At 60.5% G+C, this 16824-nt stretch carries 17 protein-coding genes and 2 tRNA genes; 10 read left to right on the forward strand and 9 right to left on the reverse strand.

What is annotated here, in order from left to right; translation table 11 throughout:
- Positions 1–841: 841 nt before the first annotated feature.
- The 4 genes from K3146_RS13645 to K3146_RS08875 all read right to left on the reverse strand — a co-directional run bounded on the left by K3146_RS13645 (position 842) and on the right by K3146_RS08875 (position 2786).
- Positions 842–1024: a helix-turn-helix domain-containing protein gene (locus K3146_RS13645; RefSeq protein ID WP_221545946.1), complete on the reverse strand. Its 183-nt coding sequence runs from the start codon at positions 1022–1024 to the stop codon at positions 842–844.
- Positions 1025–1214: 190 nt separating this feature from the next.
- Positions 1215–2450, reverse strand: coding sequence for a tyrosine-type recombinase/integrase (locus K3146_RS08865; RefSeq protein WP_221545947.1), 1236 nt, complete (start codon positions 2448–2450; stop codon positions 1215–1217).
- Positions 2451–2616: 166 nt separating this feature from the next.
- Positions 2617–2692 (reverse strand) — tRNA-Thr (locus K3146_RS08870).
- 20 nt (positions 2693–2712) lie between these two features.
- Positions 2713–2786: transfer RNA gene (locus tag K3146_RS08875), tRNA-Cys, on the reverse strand.
- A gap of 114 nt (positions 2787–2900) precedes the next feature.
- Here K3146_RS08875 and K3146_RS08880 point away from each other — a divergent pair.
- Together K3146_RS08880 and K3146_RS08885 are read left to right on the forward strand one after the other, a co-directional pair.
- Positions 2901–3680: an acyl-CoA thioesterase gene (locus tag K3146_RS08880; RefSeq protein WP_221545948.1), complete on the forward strand. Its 780-nt coding sequence runs from the start codon at positions 2901–2903 to the stop codon at positions 3678–3680.
- Between the two features lie 75 nt (positions 3681–3755).
- Positions 3756–4241 carry an anthrone oxygenase family protein gene (locus tag K3146_RS08885; RefSeq protein ID WP_221545949.1) on the forward strand — a complete coding sequence of 162 codons (486 nt, stop codon included), beginning with the start codon at positions 3756–3758 and terminating at the stop codon, positions 4239–4241.
- 64 nt (positions 4242–4305) lie between these two features.
- Here the strand turns inward: K3146_RS08885 and K3146_RS08890 are convergent, their stop codons facing one another.
- The 4 genes from K3146_RS08890 to K3146_RS08905 all read right to left on the reverse strand — a co-directional run bounded on the left by K3146_RS08890 (position 4306) and on the right by K3146_RS08905 (position 7553).
- Entirely contained in the window at positions 4306–4674 is a 369-nt protein-coding gene (locus K3146_RS08890) for a hypothetical protein (RefSeq protein ID WP_221545950.1), read from the reverse strand.
- 77 nt (positions 4675–4751) lie between these two features.
- Positions 4752–5552: a crotonase/enoyl-CoA hydratase family protein gene (locus K3146_RS08895; protein WP_221545951.1), complete on the reverse strand. Its 801-nt coding sequence runs from the start codon at positions 5550–5552 to the stop codon at positions 4752–4754.
- Positions 5524–6270: a winged helix-turn-helix domain-containing protein gene (locus K3146_RS08900; protein WP_221545952.1), complete on the reverse strand. Its 747-nt coding sequence runs from the start codon at positions 6268–6270 to the stop codon at positions 5524–5526. The genes K3146_RS08895 and K3146_RS08900 overlap by 29 nt, the downstream gene beginning before the upstream one ends.
- Before the next feature lie 98 nt (positions 6271–6368).
- Positions 6369–7553: an LL-diaminopimelate aminotransferase gene (locus K3146_RS08905; protein ID WP_221545953.1), complete on the reverse strand. Its 1185-nt coding sequence runs from the start codon at positions 7551–7553 to the stop codon at positions 6369–6371.
- Positions 7554–7687: 134 nt separating this feature from the next.
- On the opposite strand from K3146_RS08905, the gene K3146_RS08910 reads away from it, so the two are divergent.
- The 7 genes from K3146_RS08910 to K3146_RS08940 all read left to right on the forward strand — a co-directional run bounded on the left by K3146_RS08910 (position 7688) and on the right by K3146_RS08940 (position 14309).
- Positions 7688–9568 (forward strand): PHA/PHB synthase family protein, encoded by a 1881-nt coding sequence (locus tag K3146_RS08910; protein WP_221545954.1) that lies wholly within the window; start codon positions 7688–7690, stop codon positions 9566–9568.
- Positions 9569–9690: 122 nt separating this feature from the next.
- Positions 9691–10506: a phasin family protein gene (locus K3146_RS08915; protein ID WP_221545955.1), complete on the forward strand. Its 816-nt coding sequence runs from the start codon at positions 9691–9693 to the stop codon at positions 10504–10506.
- Between the two features lie 212 nt (positions 10507–10718).
- Positions 10719–11081 carry an ATP-dependent Clp protease adapter ClpS gene (gene clpS / locus K3146_RS08920; protein WP_247711210.1) on the forward strand — a complete coding sequence of 121 codons (363 nt, stop codon included), beginning with the start codon at positions 10719–10721 and terminating at the stop codon, positions 11079–11081.
- An 87-nt stretch (positions 11082–11168) separates the two neighbouring features.
- On the forward strand, positions 11169–12392 hold the full coding sequence (locus K3146_RS08925; RefSeq protein ID WP_221545956.1) for an LptF/LptG family permease: 1224 nt from the start codon (positions 11169–11171) through the stop codon (positions 12390–12392).
- Positions 12393–12395: 3 nt separating this feature from the next.
- Positions 12396–13493, forward strand: a complete 1098-nt coding sequence (gene lptG, locus K3146_RS08930; protein ID WP_221545957.1) for an LPS export ABC transporter permease LptG — start codon at positions 12396–12398, stop codon at positions 13491–13493.
- Positions 13490–14008: a GNAT family N-acetyltransferase gene (locus K3146_RS08935; RefSeq protein WP_221545958.1), complete on the forward strand. Its 519-nt coding sequence runs from the start codon at positions 13490–13492 to the stop codon at positions 14006–14008. Before lptG ends, K3146_RS08935 begins: the two co-directional genes overlap by 4 nt.
- A gap of 67 nt (positions 14009–14075) precedes the next feature.
- Positions 14076–14309 (forward strand): hypothetical protein, encoded by a 234-nt coding sequence (locus K3146_RS08940; RefSeq protein ID WP_221545959.1) that lies wholly within the window; start codon positions 14076–14078, stop codon positions 14307–14309.
- A gap of 82 nt (positions 14310–14391) precedes the next feature.
- Here the strand turns inward: K3146_RS08940 and K3146_RS08945 are convergent, their stop codons facing one another.
- A complete protein-coding gene (locus tag K3146_RS08945; protein WP_221545960.1) occupies positions 14392–15483 on the reverse strand; it encodes a fatty acid desaturase family protein in 1092 nt (363 codons plus the stop codon).
- A 162-nt stretch (positions 15484–15645) separates the two neighbouring features.
- Here K3146_RS08945 and K3146_RS08950 point away from each other — a divergent pair, with 162 nt between their 5' ends.
- Positions 15646–16803 (forward strand): N-acetyltransferase, encoded by a 1158-nt coding sequence (locus K3146_RS08950; RefSeq protein ID WP_221545961.1) that lies wholly within the window; start codon positions 15646–15648, stop codon positions 16801–16803.
- The last annotated feature ends 21 nt before the right edge of the window (positions 16804–16824 follow it).

A 16824-nucleotide genomic window follows, 5' to 3' on the forward strand; every position in this document is an offset into this window, starting at 1 on the left:
TTTGGCGAGCACTTCATCATGTAGTGTAGCTTGCCGAGAAGAGCAGCCCTGTAGAGTTCGGGATTAGTCTCACTGGAATAGGCTGAGGCCAACCGCTGAGTATCTAACGTCTTTGAAACGTACGCGCCCTTCAGCACCGACTTGCACCATCGGAGCGGCATGGTGCGGAATAGTAGATCCAGCTCTGGCGGAACATGAAGCAAGGCATGTGCGTGCTGGCCGAACGTGTCACCGGTCTCCTGCACCCAAACCCAGGGCATCGGATGGCCATGCCAACGCATCCAATCACGGGCCATGCGGATAAACCCTCCGGTGGCTTTGGTTGCGTCTGGGCCTTCGAGCGCCGCCTTACCCCAGGCGAGGGTAATAAAGCGGTTCAGGGGCAATCCAGCGAGCCATGCATCTTCGCTACGCTTCAGCAGCAACCGGCATTGGTGTTCACTTAACTGCCAGCTTATGCGGTCCGCTCGATTGCGCGCGCCGCCACGCTTCAAGTTCGCTGCAGGCAAGGAAAACCCTCCTATAAAGGGCGGGATACAAGTCAGCCGAACAAGTCTTTGATTTCTAATTGAAATCGATATCCGACTTGCGACAATCAGGCACAATCCGCTGCAGGTTTCAAAGATACGACCAGAAACGCCGAGGTATGAAGCGTGCGCGGCTGGACGGGGCGACCAGCCACTTAGCCAGCCGCCCCAATCGCGTAGACCGATACACATTTGGTGTGGACGGTCCGGGTTTCCTTTGGCATTGAAGCGGTATCCAACTGGGAGCTACCACTGGATACGAGCGCTGATAAGGTCGGAAGCCTTATTGGCGCTCTTGCTTTTCTGCCGCCGGGTCAGTCGTTCGCTGCGTCAACGTTTAGCGACTGATACCATCGCTCTGCGTCTTCGCGACGGATGCGCGTTGCACGCCCGATATGAACGTGGGGAAGGTCTCCGCTGTCGCGCAAGCGATAGGCGGTTGATCGACTGACATTGTATTCATCGCAAAAATTCTTGATTGTCAGCAACGCTGCCATTCTTCTCTATCCTATGTGACGACCGTAGCGGTCAGACGGTGCATCGCATCCTGAAGGCGACTGTTCCCAGCTTGTTCACGTTGCGTGCGCATTTATCTCTGCGCTCCAGCCCCTCTGGGAGCAAGCAATCACTTAAGAGATTCGGGCAAAAGCCTTGTGGATAGCGTGGATCGTTTTGCGCAATCCCGCCTCATACCGCCCTAGAGGGCTGTACCAACCGAAAGTTCACAATTTCTCCTCCCGCCTTCACCCGGTCCAGATAGTCGCTCCACCATTGCGCCATTGCGATCCTTTCCTCCCAGTGCTGGCCTCGTGCGTATGTGCCTCTAGTTTGATCGCTGTGGCCGTGAGCCAAGGCCCGTTCGATTGCATCCGGGTGCCACAGTCCACTTTCGTTCAGGAGAGTTGAAGCCGTTGAGCGTAGCCCGTGCGCAGTCACCACATCGCTTCCAAAGCCCATACGACGAAAAGCCGCGTTAAGGGCGTTCTCGCTCATTGGGCGAAGGTGCGAGCGTTGACCGATGAACATTAGCCCGAATCCGCCAGAATGCTGCTCAAGCTCACGCAGGTACTCTAGCGATTGATGGGACAGGGGGACCGCATGAGGGCGGCGCAACTTTGTGCGATCAGCCGGTATGGTCCAGTACTTTTCATCCCAGTCGATTTCTTCCCACCGTCCTTGCCGCAGTTCACCAGGTCGGAGGAACACGTGCGGGCTCAGCTGCATAGCCAGCTTGACGATCGGCCCACCAGTGAAGCCATCGATTGCTCTCAAGAACTCACCGAGCAGCCTGGGTTCGATTATCGCTGCATGGTGTTTTACAATCGGTGTTGCCAAGGCACCGGACAAGAGATGTGCCGGGTCCGATTTGCAGCGCGCAGTGGCAACCCCATGCCGGAATACGCGGCTTGCAAAATTTCTCGTACGCACAGCAGTTTCACGATGGCCACGCTTCTCGATTTTCTTCAACGCCGCCAGCAGCTCGGCAGGCTCGATCTCAGCAATGGGCCGTTTTCCTATTGAAAGACTTAAGTGAGATAGAAACCAGCGCGCCTTTGCAATCGTCGACTCCGCCTTGTGATTTGCCTCAAGGCGGGTTGTGATGAAATCTTCGGCAACAGAATCGAAGGTGTTGCCCGCTCCTATACGCGCTTCGATCTTCGCCATCTTGCGCTCTTGAAGCGGATCGCGTCCTGTCCGAATTTTGATCCGGGCCTCGTCCCTTGCCTTTCGCGCATCCGCTAGGCTGACATCAGGGTAGCTGCCCAGCCCAATCCGCTTTTCTTGACCATCGATGCGGTACTTCAGAAACCAAAGTCTTGATCCGCTTGGACGAATTTCGAGATAGAGACCCTTCTCATCGCTCTTGCGGTAGGTCTTATCTCTTGGCGAAAAGTTCTTTATTGACAACGCCTTGAGCGTCATCTGGGGGCACCTCGGTTCAAGATTGCGGCTGGTGCCCCCACAAGTGCCCCCAAGATACTTGAATTCTGGGGGCACTAGCAGACACGCACAGCGTCACGAAGAACCGGACTATCCAGCAAATATCCTTGCTTATCAATGCTTCTGGAGACGTAGAGAAATGGGTTGGTGGTGCCGCTTACGTGACTCGAACACGTGACCCCATCATTACGAATGATGTGCTCTACCAACTGAGCTAAAGCGGCACATTCCCAAGCAAGGGAAGTGGAGGCCCGAGCCGGAATCGAACCGGCGTGCAAGGATTTGCAGTCCTCTGCGTAACCACTCCGCCATCGGGCCTCACCCGACCTTCGCAGGCGGGAAGCGGCCCACTAGCGATTCTCCCCAGGCTTTGCAATCGCCTTACGTAACGTCAGTCTGGACGAAGCGAAAATGCAAGGCGATGGTGGGGGCATGAGCATTGCCAGCCTGATCGATCCGATCACCGCAGAAGGCGGGACTACCCGTTTCGATAATCTCGATCACTGGTTGCAGGGCCGGACCCTGTATGGCGGTGCCTCGGCCCTTATCGCCTATACAGCGGCGATCCGCGCTTTCCCCGACCTTCCCCCGCTGCGTGCAGGCCAGGTGGCCTTCGTCGCGCCGACGGGCCCGGAGGTCGAGCTCAAGCGCGAAATCGTGCGCCAGGGGCGAAACGTTGCGCAAGTGCGCAGCGAGATCTGGTGTGAGGGCAAGTGCACCCTCACCGCATTCTGGCTGTTTGGAACCGCACGCGAGCCCAATGCCGAACATCCCGCTGCGAAGGTGGAAGACTGGCCCGGCCCGCCGGAAGAGGCTGAGCTCGCGATGAAGGACAAGGGCCCGGCCTTTATCCGGCATAATTTCGACATTTTGCGCGCACAGGATTTCAGCGGGCCGGGCGAGCCGGTCGTGCGCCGCTGGGCCCGGCTGACCGACCGTGAGGGGCTCGATCCGGTGAGCGAACTGATCCTTCTCGGCGATGTCCTGCCACCCGGGGCCATGCGCGCCATGCAGCGGCAGGGCCCCATCAGTTCGATCAACTGGTCGTTCAACTTGCTCGATACGGCGCCAACCACACGCGATGGCTGGTGGCTGTCCGAGAATGCGAGCCAGCATGCCGCAGCCGGTTATTCATCGGAGCGACTGCGCTTGTGGAATGCCGACGGGATGCAGGTTCTGGACGGGATGCAATGCGTGGCAATTTTCGGATAGTACCTTCGCCCTTGGCCCGGGATGCATCTCCTTGCTAGGCAGCGGCACGCGGGTCGCATTCCAAGGGAGGGTCTCATGGAACCCGCTATCGATGCGTTGCTTTGGTTCACGGCCATATCGGTCGGCTTGATGGCCGGGATTTACTTCACTTTTTCGGTTTTCGTGATGAAATCGCTGGACGCGATCGAGGCGCCCGCCGGCATGCTTGCCATGCAGTCGATCAACCGGATCATCGTCAGGACGCTTTTCCTGCCGATCTTCTTTGCCAGTTCACTCGCTTCGGCCGCCCTGGCCGTCCTTGCGCTTATGGCTCCGTCAGCACCCGGTTCGCAGCTCACGCTCTGGGGTAGCGCAATCTACTTCGCTGGCATCTTCCTTGTGACCGTGGCGGGGAATGTCCCGCTCAACAATCGCCTCGAAGCCACCGACGCCAAGGGCCCCAACGGACCGGCGATGTGGAGCGAGTACCTTGCCAAGTGGACCCGCTGGAACCACGTGCGGACGCTCGCCTGCACGGTCTCGCTCGTATTGCTGATCGCCGCGATCGGGCAGCGGATGTAGCAACCTTGTCGGAATTCTGAGCGAGGTCCACTATTGGCTCCTCATCCAATGACGACCCATAGATTCAAAGCAACGTTCGGTCGGACCCAGCAAATGCATCATCGGCAAGTCGGATGCCTGAATGCGAACTGGAAGCGGACAGTTTCCAAATATCGTCGCAAGTACCATCCCCGACAACCTTCCATCGGTATCGATAGTGAGCGCCCACATATAGCCCGCGTAACTCAGAGCCATCCGAGCACTTGACCACTAATTGCCCCTGTTGATCTTGAATGCCTACAAAGTAGCCCGACGAGAGCTCCTTAAGCTTCTGTTGCGTAATCCCATTCGAGATCTTAACTTCGGTTACCAACCCGGTCTTGTCTTTGACTATTATGTACGAACCAAGATAGTAATAAAGGCTTGATGCGCCAAGCAATGCAGTAATGGTCATGAATAAGCGCTTCACCGCATCGCACTCCTAAGCCAACTAGTGCGTCTCGAAGTGGCCACTAGTTGGCGACCAGGACCTCAAACATCCGTGAAATTCGCTGCGCGCTTCTGCATGCCGGCCATAACCGCCTCGATCTGGTTCGGCTTGCGCATGACCGCTGCCTGCTCGACGCTTTCGGCCATGAGGATATCGTCGCCCTTCTGCTCGACCATGGCTTCCGACAGGCGTTTGGCACCGCGGATGGCTTCGGGATTGCGGTTGGCGATCTCGTTAGCGATGTCGTTCGCCTTGCCGAGCGGGTCCTCGGTGACGTGGGTGGCGAGGCCATATCCATGCGCCTCTTCGCCGGTGAACTCGCGATTGGTGTAGACGAGTTCGCGCAGCACATCGTCACGCACATTGCCGCGCCAGAGGTGGTAGCCGCCCATATCGGGGACGAGGCCCCATTTCATTTCCATGACCGCCATGCGCGTCGCCGGATGGACCACGCGGATGTCCGCGCCGCTGGCGATCTGCAGCCCGCCGCCAAAGCAGACGCCATGGACGGCGGCGATCACGGGGACCGGGCACTTGCGCCAGGTCATGGCGACTTCCTGGAAGGTATTGGCATTGCCATGCGTGCGCTCGGTCAGCGGCTTGCGCTCGCCATCGGGGGCGGCGGTGAAGCTCGACACGTCCAGCCCCGCGCAGAACGCCCTGCCCTCTCCCGCCAGCACCACCGCGCGCAGGCCCTTCATCGTACGCAGCGTCTCACCAGCTTCGATGATCGCTTCGAATTGCGCCGGGTCGAGCGCATTCATCTTGTCGGGACGGTTGAAACGCACCTGGGCGACGCCATTGTCGGCAAGGTCAATCGTGACGCGGTCTTGGGAACTCATGGGTTTGCGAAATCCTCGGCTGCTCTGGCCGATACTCCTGCGTCATCGGCTCCACCCTGTCCACCCGTAGATATTCCCCGTGGGGCCTACTCCCAATACAGTAGCCTCCGTTCTCATGCGTTTCGACGATCCAGCCGACATGGCTCACGGCGAGCTTGGCGCGCAGGCGTGAGACGTGCACCTCGAGCGAGTTGGTCTCCGGTTCGTGATTGAGGCGCCAGACATCGCGCAGCAGTTCGGCGCGCGAGACCGGCCGATTGGGTGTTTCCGCAAGGCGCCACAGCAGTGCGAACTCGCGCGGGTGCAGCCCGATCCACTTCCCATCGACCTGCGCATCGCGAAAAAACAGGTCCAGGTTCACCGGCCCGATCCGCTGCTGCCGCGGGATTTTCCTGTCCAGTCCTTCCAGCTTCAGGAGCCGCGCGGCCAGTTCGACCAGCGCGATCTGCGAGGACAGCGCATCGCCGAACCCCTCACCGATCAGCTGCGCGCGCACTTCGGGTTCGTCCACGCCGACGGCAATGACCGCTTGCTTGTGGGGCAGCTCGGTCCAGTCGGAGCAGCGAAAGCCGATACGCCAGTCGAGCAGGGTTGGCAGGCCTGGCCTGACCGCCTGTGGCCGGAATTCGGGTCGCAAGCGCCACCCGAGCAGGCGCAGGTCCCAGCGCCCCGGGGGCGAGGGAGCGACCGACAGCCATGTGTATTCTGCAATCTCCACGGGGGCTCTCCATAGCCCTCCCGCCAAGCCATTACACAAGCAGGGAATCCCGCAAGGGGATATCCGGGGTTTTACCTATCGGTGTTTTCCCGTGGAGTTTACTTTCCGTGCTCGGCGAGGAATTTCTTGATGTTGCGCGCCGCCTGCCGGATGCGTTGCTCGTTCTCCACCATGGCGATGCGCACATAGCCTTCGCCTTCTTCGCCGAAGCCCACGCCGGCCGCGACGGCGACCTCGGCGTGCTGGAGCAGCTGCTTGGAGAATTCGAGGCTTCCCATGTGCTCGAAGCCGGGCGGTAGCTTGGCCCAGGTGAACATGCTGGCAGGCGGCGAAGGTATCTCCCAGCCTGCGCGCGTGAAGCTTTCGACCATGACATCGCGCCGGTGCTGGTAGCGGGCGCGGTTCTCCTCTACGACGTCCTCCGGCCCGTTGAGCGCGGCACACGCGGCCGCCTGGATCGGGGTGAATGCACCATAGTCCAGATAGCTCTTAACCCGGGTCAAGGCAGCGATCAGCTTCTTGTTGCCGACGCAGAACCCGATCCGCCAGCCGGCCATGGAGAAGGTCTTGGACATCGACGTGAATTCAACCGCCACGTCCTTTGCCCCCGAAACCTCGAGGATCGAACGGGTCGGCTTGCCGTCGTAATAGAGTTCCGAATAGGCGAGATCGGAAAGCACCCAGACCTCGTTCTTCTTGGCCCAGGCAACCAGCCTTTCGTAGAAATCGAGATCGACGGTCTCTGCGGTCGGGTTACTGGGATAGTTGCAAACCAATACGGTTGGCCGGGGAACGGTATAGGCCATCGCATTGTCGAGCGCTCGCCAATAGCTCTCGTCCGGCGTGGTCGGCACGCTACGGATCGTAGCGCCTGCGATGATGAAGCCGTAAGTGTGAATCGGATAGGCCGGGCTCGGGGCGAGAATCACATCGCCGGGAGCGCTAATCGCGGTGGCCATGGATGACAGCCCCTCTTTCGATCCCATGGTGACCACGACTTCGCTCTCGGGATCGAGTTCGACCCCGAAACGGCGCTGGTAATAGTTAGCTTGTGCGCGGCGTAGGCCGGGAATGCCCTTGGACTGCGAATAGCCATGCGCATCGGGCTTGGCCGCGACTTCGCACAGCTTGTCGATTACGTGCTGCGGCGGGGGCTGGTCGGGATTGCCCATGCCGAGATCGATGATGTCGCGCCCCGCCTGCCGTGCCGCGTGACGCATCGCGTTGACCTCTGCGATGACATAGGGCGGCATGCGTTTGATGCGGTAAAATTCGTCGGACATTTAGGCTCCGTGGCGCGTTGGTCTGTCACACTGATTACCTATTCGTGCCCCAAGCGCAAAGCACTCGCTATATTGAATGCGCGAATTATCTTAGAGACCGGACAAGAGCCGCTTTTCCCGGCCAGAGGACCGCCATGAACGAGACGCCCGATCCCTTCACCAACCTCTATGAGCATCCCGCCAAGCTGATGCGCGCAATGTTCGCGCCCATGGCTGGCGCGGTGGATCCCGCGATGATGATGGGCGAAGGAGCGATGAAGCCGGAAGACGCTCAGGCATGGGCCGAAACGGGAGCAAAACTGCAGACGCTCTGGACCCAGTACCAGGCCGAGCAGATGAGCAATCCGCAGGCGCTGGTCCCCTATTTCGATCCGGCGCGATGGATTGCCTTGGCGACCGACTGGTACAAGCAGATGCCGATCGCACAGGCCGAACAACAGAAGGCACTGTGGGACGAGGGCATGCAGCTCTGGAACGAAGTGCTCGGCCAGTATGGTCTTGGTCCCAAGGCCGCCGAAAATGCGGGCGGCGAGATCGAGCTGCCGCGCAAAGATCGACGCTTTGCCGACGAGAAGTGGCGCGCGCACCCCGCCTCTGCCCTGATCCACCAGACCTATCTTTTCCTCGCCGAGCGGGTGGAGGAAATGGCCGACAATATCGAGGGCCTGAACCCGCAGCAGCGCGAGCAGTTGCGTTTCACGACCAAGGCGATCACCGAGGCAGCAAGCCCGGCAAATTTCCCGCTCCTGAACCCGGTCGTGATGGAGCGGACGCTGGAGACCAAGGGCCAGAACCTGGTCAAGGGGATGGAACACCTGCTCGCCGACATGCGTCGCGGGCAGCTCAGCCACACCGATGCGAGCGCCTTCACGCTGGGCGAGAACATCGCGACGACGCCCGGCAAGGTCGTACACGAAACGCCGCTTTACCAGCTGATCCAGTACAGCCCGACGACCGAGAAGGTGATGGCGACCCCGCTGGTGATCTTCCCGCCATGGATCAACCGTTTCTACATCCTCGACCTCAACGAGAAGAAGAGCTTCGTGAAGTGGGCAGTCGACCAGGGCGTGACCGTTTTCATGGTCAGCTGGAAGTCGGCCGATGCAAGCATGAAGGACGTAATCTGGGATGATTACGTGCGCGCCCAGATCGATGCTATCGACACTATCCGCGAAAGGCTCGACGTGCCGAGCGTGCACACGATCGGCTACTGCGTGGCCGGAACCACGCTCGCCGCCACGCTCGCCCTGCTTCATCGCCGAGGTCAGGAGGACAAGGTCAAGAGCGCGACTTTCTTCACTGCGCAGGTCGATTTCGAGAAGGCCGGTGAGCTGCTCAACTTCATCGACGACACCCAGCTTGGCACGATCAAGGCGTTGTCGCCCGACGGCTATCTCGACGGGCGCTACATGGCCGCGACCTTCAACCTGCTGCGCGGCACCGATCTTATCTGGAACTACGTCGTCAACAATTACCTTCTGGGCGAGGACTATCCGGCCTTCGACCTGCTGCACTGGAACGGCGATGTCACCAACCTGCCCGCCAAGTGGCATCAGCAGTATCTGCGCGATCTTTATCGTGACAACCGGCTGGTCGAAGCCGATGCGCTGAGCGTCGACAACACGCCTATCGATCTCGGCCAGGTCAAGACCCCGACTTATGTCCAGGCTGGCAAGGAAGATCATATCGCCCCGGCCGAGAGCGTCTGGCGGCTGAAGGAACACTTCACCGGACCGCTCAAATTCGTACTGGCCGGATCGGGCCACATCGCAGGGGTCGTGAACCCGCCCTCATCGGGCAAATACCAATACTGGCTCAATGATGGCGAACCCCGCAACCTCGCCGAATTCCGCGAAGGCGCGGTCGAACATCCCGGCAGCTGGTGGCCGGACTGGATCGACTGGCTGCGCGAGCAGGATGGCGAATCCGTGCCTGCCACGGGTAAACGGAAACCGGGCGGAAAAGGCGATAAAGTGATCGAAGACGCGCCTGGACGCTACGTCGCCACACGCTAATTTGCCGCTTAACTCGCTGAAATAACGCCTCATCGCAGTTTATTGTGCACTGCACAAAAATCCCTTGACTTCGCACCTGCAATGCCTATTTTGTGCAGTGCAACAAAAGCGAGGTTAATCCCATGGCCGAGAGCCAGACCAAAATCGATGCTGCTGCCGAGAAGGCATACGCCGAGGCTGCCGAAAAGAAGACCGCCGAAGTGAATACCAAGGCTGTCGAGAAGGCTGTCAAAGCTGACAAGACCGCTCCGGTGAAGACCGAGACGGTTGCCAAGGCCGTGGCTTCCAAGGCCAAGAAGGCGCCTGCCAAGAAGAAGGCGGCCCCTGCCAAGGCTAAGAAGGTTGCTGCCAAGAAGGCTCCGGCGAAGAAGCCGGCCGCCAAGAAGGCTGCTCCGAAGAAGGTTGTCGCAAAGAAGGCTGCACCGGCTCCGAAGAAGGCCGCTGCCAAGACCTCTGTTACCCCGATCACGAAATTGAAGGATACCATCATGGCTACTGCCAAGAACGCAAAGACCACCGATTACACCGCCAAGGCGAAGGAAATGGCTGCCGATGTGCAGACCCGCGCCAAGGCTGCTTACGACAAGGGCGCCGAGATGACCCAGGACGTCGTTGAATTCCAGAAGGGCAACTTCGAAGCCCTCGTGGAAAGCGGCAAGATCCTTGCTTCGGGCATGCAGGACATGGGCCGTACCTATGTCGCAGAAGCCAAGTCGGCTGCTGAAACCGTCCAGGCCGACGTGAAGAAGGTTGCTGCCGTCAAGTCGCCGACCGAACTCTTCCAGCTTCAGGGCGAAATCGCACGTCGCAACTTCGACGCCATGGTTTCGACCACCTCGAAGAACACCGAAGCCATGATCAAGCTCGCAAACGAAGCTTTCGCTCCGCTTTCGAGCCGCATGAGCCTCGCCGCCGAGAAGGTCCGCAAGGCTGCCTAATTAGCACGAGCTTCAACCCGCCGGGCATCTCTCTCCTCTCTCCCTTGCCCGGTGGTTGAAAACGGCGGGTCGGATGGCACTCCAGTGTCGTCCGGCCCGTTTGCTTTTGGGGCACCGAAGCGCTCTTTCCACGTTGATGATGCGCCCGCAGAAGTACATTCATGGTTTCCGCGCTTGCGATTATTAAGACCGATACGATATTGGCGCCCTCGATGATCTATTCCGACCATCTCGAACCGATCCGCGCCGGCGAAGGCGATGACGACACGCGCGAAGGCGACGGCCAGGTTGCCATTGCCACCAAGACCCGCGCGAAGCCCAAGAAGCCCAGTCAATACAAGGTGCTGCTGCTGAACGACGATTACACTCCGATGGAGTTCGTCGTGATTGTCCTGAAGCGCTTCTTCCGCATGGACATGGAGGAAGCGACGCGAGTCATGCTGCACGTTCACCAAAAGGGCGTGGGCGTGTGCGGGATCTTCCCATATGAAGTCGCCGAAACCAAGGTGAACCAGGTTATGGACTTCGCCCGGCAGAACCAGCACCCGCTCCAGTGCACGCTGGAGAAGGCTTGACGCGGCAGAGTTTTGGCGCGGGGGCATGACGTGCGGAATATTTCGCGCTAGGGCCGCCTTAGACGCGCCCCAACAGCCGGAAACCGAGTGCTCAATTTCCTCCCTGCAATCGACCGCTACATTTTCCGGCTGGTGATCGTGCCCATGCTGGGCGTATTCGCGCTCGCGGCGTCTTTGCTGGTGCTCGACAAGATGCTGCGGCTGCTCGACTTCGTAGCGGTGGAAGGCGGCCCCATCGGCGTGGTTTTCCAGATGCTGGCGACGTTGCTGCCCGAATATGCCAGCCTCGCCATCCCGCTCGGCCTGCTGCTCGGCATCCTGCTCGCTTTCCGCAAGCTTGCCACGACCAGCGAACTCGACGTCTTCCGCGCAGTCGGCCTGTCCTATGGACGGCTGCTGCGCGTGCCATTCGCGATCACTGCCGTGCTTATGGCCGTAAATGTCGCGCTCGTTTTCTTCATCCAGCCGGTAAGCCGCTTTACCTACGAGCGGCTCGAGTACGAGCTGCGATCGGGCGCCCTGGGTGCATCGATCAAGGTCGGCGAGTTCACCACCCTGGCGGACCGAATGGCTCTTCGGATCGAGGAGAGCGAGGACGATGGCCGCCAGCTGAAGGGCATCTTCGCCCGCGTGGCGAACGACAAGGGACAGGTGCTATCCATCAGCGCCAAGGAAGGCGCATTCCTCGCCACAACCGACGATCCCGACACTATCATCCTGCGCCTGACCGAGGGAACGATCGTGCAGGACACCGGCAGCCAGACCCCGCGCGTGCTGACCTTCACGCGGCATGACCTTCCCATCGACCTGCCCGCTATCGAGGAATTCCGTGCGCGCGGCGAGGACGAGCGCGAGTATATCTTACCCGAGCTGTTGCGGATCGGCTGGGCGGACAACCAGAGCGAAACCAAGCGCGATGCCTCTCAGGCCAGCTTCAACTTCCGGCTGGTAGAGGTGGTGATGATGGCGCTGATGCCACTGCTAGCAGTGGCGCTGGGCATACCGCCAAAGCGAAGTACCAGCGCCCTTGGCGTCTTCCTCTCGATCATCATGGTCGTCGCCTATCACAAGGTGAACCAATATGGAGAGGATCTGGCGGCGATCGGGATGTTCGATCCGATTCTCGCATTGTGGGTGCCGTTCGTGCTCTTCGCCGCGCTGATCATCTGGATGTATTACCGCGTGGCCTTCGTGCCCGGCGGTCAGGCGATCGGCGCGCTGGAGAGCTGGTTTGCGAAGGTCAGCAAGCGCTTCGGCAAGCTGTTCCGAAGGAAGCGGCGCGTCGTGCTCGACGAGGAGGCGGAGGCCTAGGCCATGCAGCTCGACTTTTTCCCTTCGCGCACGCTGACGGGCTATCTCGCCAAGATGTTCGTGGTCCGCATCCTCGCGGTCCTCGTTATGCTGGTGCTGGTCCTGATGATGCTGGACCTCCTGTCGAGCAGCGGCGAGATCCTGGCTGTCGAGGGCAATGGGCAAAGCGAGTTGCTCAAATATGCCAGCTTGCGAATTCCGCAGCTGATCCAGCGATTCCTTCCCTATTCGGTGCTTTTGGCCACGCTGATCTCGTTGGTGACGCTGAACCAGAACAGCGAGGTGATCGCGATGAAAGCGGCCGGGCTTTCGGCACACCAGGTGCTGGCGCCGTTGCTGCTCACCGCACTTGTGGTCGGTGGCGCGAGCTTCCTTTTCAACGAGCGCGTCGTGACCCGTGCGACGGCCACGCTCAAGGCATGGGAAGCTGCCAATTGGGGGCCGATACCCGAGGAATCTTCGGTCCGGGCGAACGTCTACCTCGCCGATGGTGCAGATGTCCTCACCGCCGCTCAATTGACTGGGACGGGCGAAGCTATCCGCATGCGCGATGTGACCTGGTACAGGCGCAGCCCCGATGGCGCGATCGTCGAGCAGGTCGATGCTGCAACTGCCACCTACGCTGGGCCAGGCTGGAGGCTCGAAGAGATCGAGCGTTTCGATGTGGCCAGCGCCGCGACACTTACGGCAGATGAAATCGTGGTCGGTGAGGGCCTCACGCCCGACCAGATCGACCTTGCGAAAATCGATCCGGATGCAGTGCCCTTCTGGAGCCTTGGCGAACAGATCGACGCATTCGAAGAAGCGGGCCGCCGCACGGGCGAGTTACGCGCAAAGTGGTGGCACAAGCTATCCGGTCCGCTCTCGTCCTTTCTCATGCCGTTGCTCGGGTCCATTGCAGCCTTCGGGCTTGCCCGCTCGGGTGCGCTGTTCGTGCGCGCCCTGATAGGCATGGCGTTGGGGTTTGCCTATTTCGTGGTCGACAACGCCGCTCTCGCGATGGGCAATTTCGGCGGCTACCCGCCGCTGCTGGCGGCATGGGCGCCCTTCTTCCTGTTCGCGCTGATCGGCGAGACTGTCCTCATCAGAACCGAGGAATGAGCGGTTTCTCGATCCGACTGGCGCGGGAAGAGGATGCCGAGGCGTTCAATCTCGTCGAGGACGACGCAGCCACTCTTCTGCGTGAAGAACCCTCGCTCGAAGGGATACCCATCCCCCCAAGCGAGAGTGCGGACCACTATCGCCGCCTAATTGCGAAGGGAAATTGCCTCGCTGCATTCGAAGAAGAAGAACTGGCCGGATTTGCTGCTGCTGGCCGCGTCGGACGCGAGTTGCATCTCCACGAGTTGAGCGTCCGCCGCGCCAGCCAAGGTAAAGGCATCGGCGCCACATTGCTTCGGGCGTTGGCCATCGATGCGCGCAATAGCGGCCTGCAGGCAATAACTCTCAACACTTATCGCGATATCCCCTGGAATGGGCCGTTCTATGCGCGGCACGGCTTTGTCGAGGTCGAGAATTTCGAAGGGCGATCCCACTTGGCAGAATCGCTTGAAGCTGCGGCCGAACTGGGGCTCCCCCGCGAGAGACGCTGCGCGATGATCAAGTTTCTGGACTGACGATTTCCGGGAACCGCCTCATTTCCGGCGCATTGATGACACAATGCTGCCACAAAGGAGAAACGGCATGAAGAAGTTTGCAATCCCCGCCCTCGCCGCCGCGATCGCACTGGGCGCCTGCGCCGAAGCCGAAGCGCCGGCTGACGAAGGCACCGACACCGTGGTCGTCGAGGAACCGGCCGATACGGTCGTGACCCAGCCGGTCGAGACCGATGAAGGCTCGAGCGTCACGATCGACGGCGCCGATGTCGACGCCACGATCAGCGAAGACGGCGTGCAGGCGGAAATCGACGCCAACTAAGCCAGAGCTTCACGGGGTCGCACGACCCGTGTTTGGAAGGGCCGTTCCCGATCACCGAGGGGAGCGGCCCTTTTCCGTGCGCTCAGGAGCGGCGGCCCATCGTGCTGCGCGCAATCCGGGCAACCAGAACGCCCATGCCCTTGTGGTTTGCGCCGTGATAGGTCGATCCGTCCCCCAGTTCCTTGACGAGGCGGCGATGCGCCTCGGGAAGCGAGTGGTAGGGCATCGAAGGCATGAGGTGGTGCAGAGCGTGATAGCGCAGGCCCACCGGCGCCCAGATCTCGGCGACAACACCCGGCGGCGGGACATTCACGCTGTCGAGGAACTGGGCGGTGACGGTCATCGCGTCGCCCTCGTTCTCCCAGAGATGGGCGACCAGGGTGCGCAGCTGGTTGAGCAGGGCAACGACCGAAGCCACGCCGAGCGCCGTGAGCAGCGGCTTCCAGCCGAATGCGAACACGCTGCCGATCAACAGCCAGGCCCAGATGAAGCCGCCTGCTTCCTGCATCAGCACGCGCGGACGCAGGTCGCCTTCGGGCGGGCGGCGTCGGAATTCGGGATTGATCGCGAGAGCGCTCGCCCTTTGCCAGGTCAGCTGGCGGATCGGCGGGAAGATCGCCCCGAGGGGTACCAGCACCGCGAACCGGAACAGCAGCGCCACCGGCGCAAGGATCGCAATAATGACGAAGAGCGGCAGGCTCCACGGCTTCATTAGCGCCAGCGGCAGATACTCGGGGTCTGCCACCGTCCCGTATTGCGTGCGCTTGTGGTGCAGCGTGTGCACCTGTTCGTACATGAAGGAAGGTGTCAGCATCGGAATGCCGACCAGCGCATTCCAGGCAGTGCGGAAGCCCGGCAGGACATCACCGCGGAAATGCGAAATCTCGTGGATGAACAGCAACGCACGGTAGAGGGCCAGCACCGACACCACGGCGAATGCCACCGCGAGCGTGATGCTCTCGACCAGTATCGCACCAGCGAGCGCGCCATATCCCAGCAGCGCCGAACCGATCATGTCGGCCCAGTAAATCGCGGCGCGGTGATCCCCGATGTCCTTGGTCAGATCGCGCGCGGCACGCAGCATCGCCTTGTCGTCGGCGATCTGGGAATGCCAGCCGCGTTCACGCAATGCGGATGCGTCCTTGGCGACAGAAATGGTCTGTTCGGCGTTCATGGGTCTTTCCTGAGGGGCGGCATTAGGCGAGTTGCGCGAAAAATGACAGCCTTCGCTCTCGATCATAGTGATCGGGCACGCGCACTTCCTTGACATTGATCAACTGCCACACTCAGGGCTAACCGCGGCTGAACGAACCGGCCGTTTCAAAGGACCTGCTGCGTGGCTGAAACCAATATCGTGATCGAACCCGTCGATGGCAAGAAGGGGCGCGCCGCCTTCGTGGATCTGGGACGGGAGTTCTCCGCCCGCGAACCGCATTCGGTACCGCAGCTCCGTTCCGAGCAGATCGAGCTGGTGGATCCGGACAAGAACCCCTTCTTCGGCCATGCCACGGTCCAGCTTTTCATCGCCTATCGCGCAGGCAGACCGGTGGGCCGGATTGCCGCGCATATCGACCATCTGGCGCTCGAGCTGCCCAGAGAGCAGGGAATGGGCCCGGGGACCGGCATGTTCGGCTATTTCGATGCCGAGGACGAAGAGGTCGCTGCCGCCTTGCTCGCCCGAGCGGAAGGCTGGCTGCGCGAGAAGGGCATGGACCGCATCATTGGCCCGATCTCGCTCTCCATCTGGGAGGAGCCGGGGCTGCTGGTGAAAGGACAGGACCATTCGCCAACGATCATGATGGGACACCATCCGGCGCATTACGCCGGGCTGATCGAAGGCAATGGCTACACCGAGACCAAGCGCCTGATGACCTACGAGCTCGACATCTCGAAGGAATTCCCGAAGCTCGTCCAGCGGATCGTGAGTTCGGGCGAGCGCAACGAGCGCATCACCATCCGCCCGATCGACATGAAACGCTGGGACGAGGAAATCCGCACCGTCCTGCATATCCTCAACGATGCCTGGTCGCAGAACTGGGGCTTTGTGCCTTTCACCGAGGAAGAGATCGCGCACGCATCGAAAAAGATGAAGCCGATCATCAAGCCGCGCCTCAACATGATCGCCGAACTCGACGGGCGACCAGTCGCCTTCATGATGGTGCTGCCCGACGTGAACAAGGTGCTCAAGAAGGTTGATGGCAAGCTGTTCCCGTTCGGCTGGTTTCACCTGCTGCGCTGGCTGCGCAAGCCGACCGGCTCGGACATGCGCGTGCCGCTGATGGGCGTGCTCAAGGAATTCCAGAACTCCCGCCTCGCAAGCCAGCTGGCTTTCATGATGATCGAGTACATCCGTCGCAATGCGACAACCGATTACGGTAGCACGCGCGGAGAAATCGGCTGGATCTTGGATGACAACAAGGGGATGGTGGCCATCGCCGACACGATCGAAAGCACGATCAATCGCGAGTATGTGATCTACGAGAAACCTCTTTGAGAGGCACGGCGTTGCCCGGCA

The organism is Qipengyuania vesicularis (genome assembly GCF_019711415.1).
GTDB lineage: Bacteria > Pseudomonadota > Alphaproteobacteria > Sphingomonadales > Sphingomonadaceae > Qipengyuania > Qipengyuania vesicularis.

Bases quoted from the DNA above. Each gene is read 5' to 3' on its own strand.
- lptG (WP_221545957.1), top strand. From the start codon at position 12,396: ATGCAGCTCGACTTTTTCCCTTCGCGCACGCTGACGGGCTATCTCGCC.
- K3146_RS08865 (WP_221545947.1), bottom strand. From the start codon at position 2,450: ATGACGCTCAAGGCGTTGTCAATAAAGAACTTTTCGCCAAGAGATAAG.
- K3146_RS08940 (WP_221545959.1), top strand. From the start codon at position 14,076: ATGAAGAAGTTTGCAATCCCCGCCCTCGCCGCCGCGATCGCACTGGGC.
- clpS (WP_247711210.1), top strand. From the start codon at position 10,719: ATGATCTATTCCGACCATCTCGAACCGATCCGCGCCGGCGAAGGCGAT.
- K3146_RS08880 (WP_221545948.1), top strand. From the start codon at position 2,901: ATGAGCATTGCCAGCCTGATCGATCCGATCACCGCAGAAGGCGGGACT.
- K3146_RS08945 (WP_221545960.1), bottom strand. From the start codon at position 15,483: ATGAACGCCGAACAGACCATTTCTGTCGCCAAGGACGCATCCGCATTG.
- K3146_RS13645 (WP_221545946.1), bottom strand. From the start codon at position 1,024: ATGGCAGCGTTGCTGACAATCAAGAATTTTTGCGATGAATACAATGTC.
- K3146_RS08910 (WP_221545954.1), top strand. From the start codon at position 7,688: ATGAACGAGACGCCCGATCCCTTCACCAACCTCTATGAGCATCCCGCC.
- K3146_RS08905 (WP_221545953.1), bottom strand. From the start codon at position 7,553: ATGTCCGACGAATTTTACCGCATCAAACGCATGCCGCCCTATGTCATC.
- K3146_RS08935 (WP_221545958.1), top strand. From the start codon at position 13,490: ATGAGCGGTTTCTCGATCCGACTGGCGCGGGAAGAGGATGCCGAGGCG.
- K3146_RS08915 (WP_221545955.1), top strand. From the start codon at position 9,691: ATGGCCGAGAGCCAGACCAAAATCGATGCTGCTGCCGAGAAGGCATAC.
- K3146_RS08885 (WP_221545949.1), top strand. From the start codon at position 3,756: ATGGAACCCGCTATCGATGCGTTGCTTTGGTTCACGGCCATATCGGTC.
- K3146_RS08890 (WP_221545950.1), bottom strand. From the start codon at position 4,674: ATGACCATTACTGCATTGCTTGGCGCATCAAGCCTTTATTACTATCTT.
- K3146_RS08895 (WP_221545951.1), bottom strand. From the start codon at position 5,552: ATGAGTTCCCAAGACCGCGTCACGATTGACCTTGCCGACAATGGCGTC.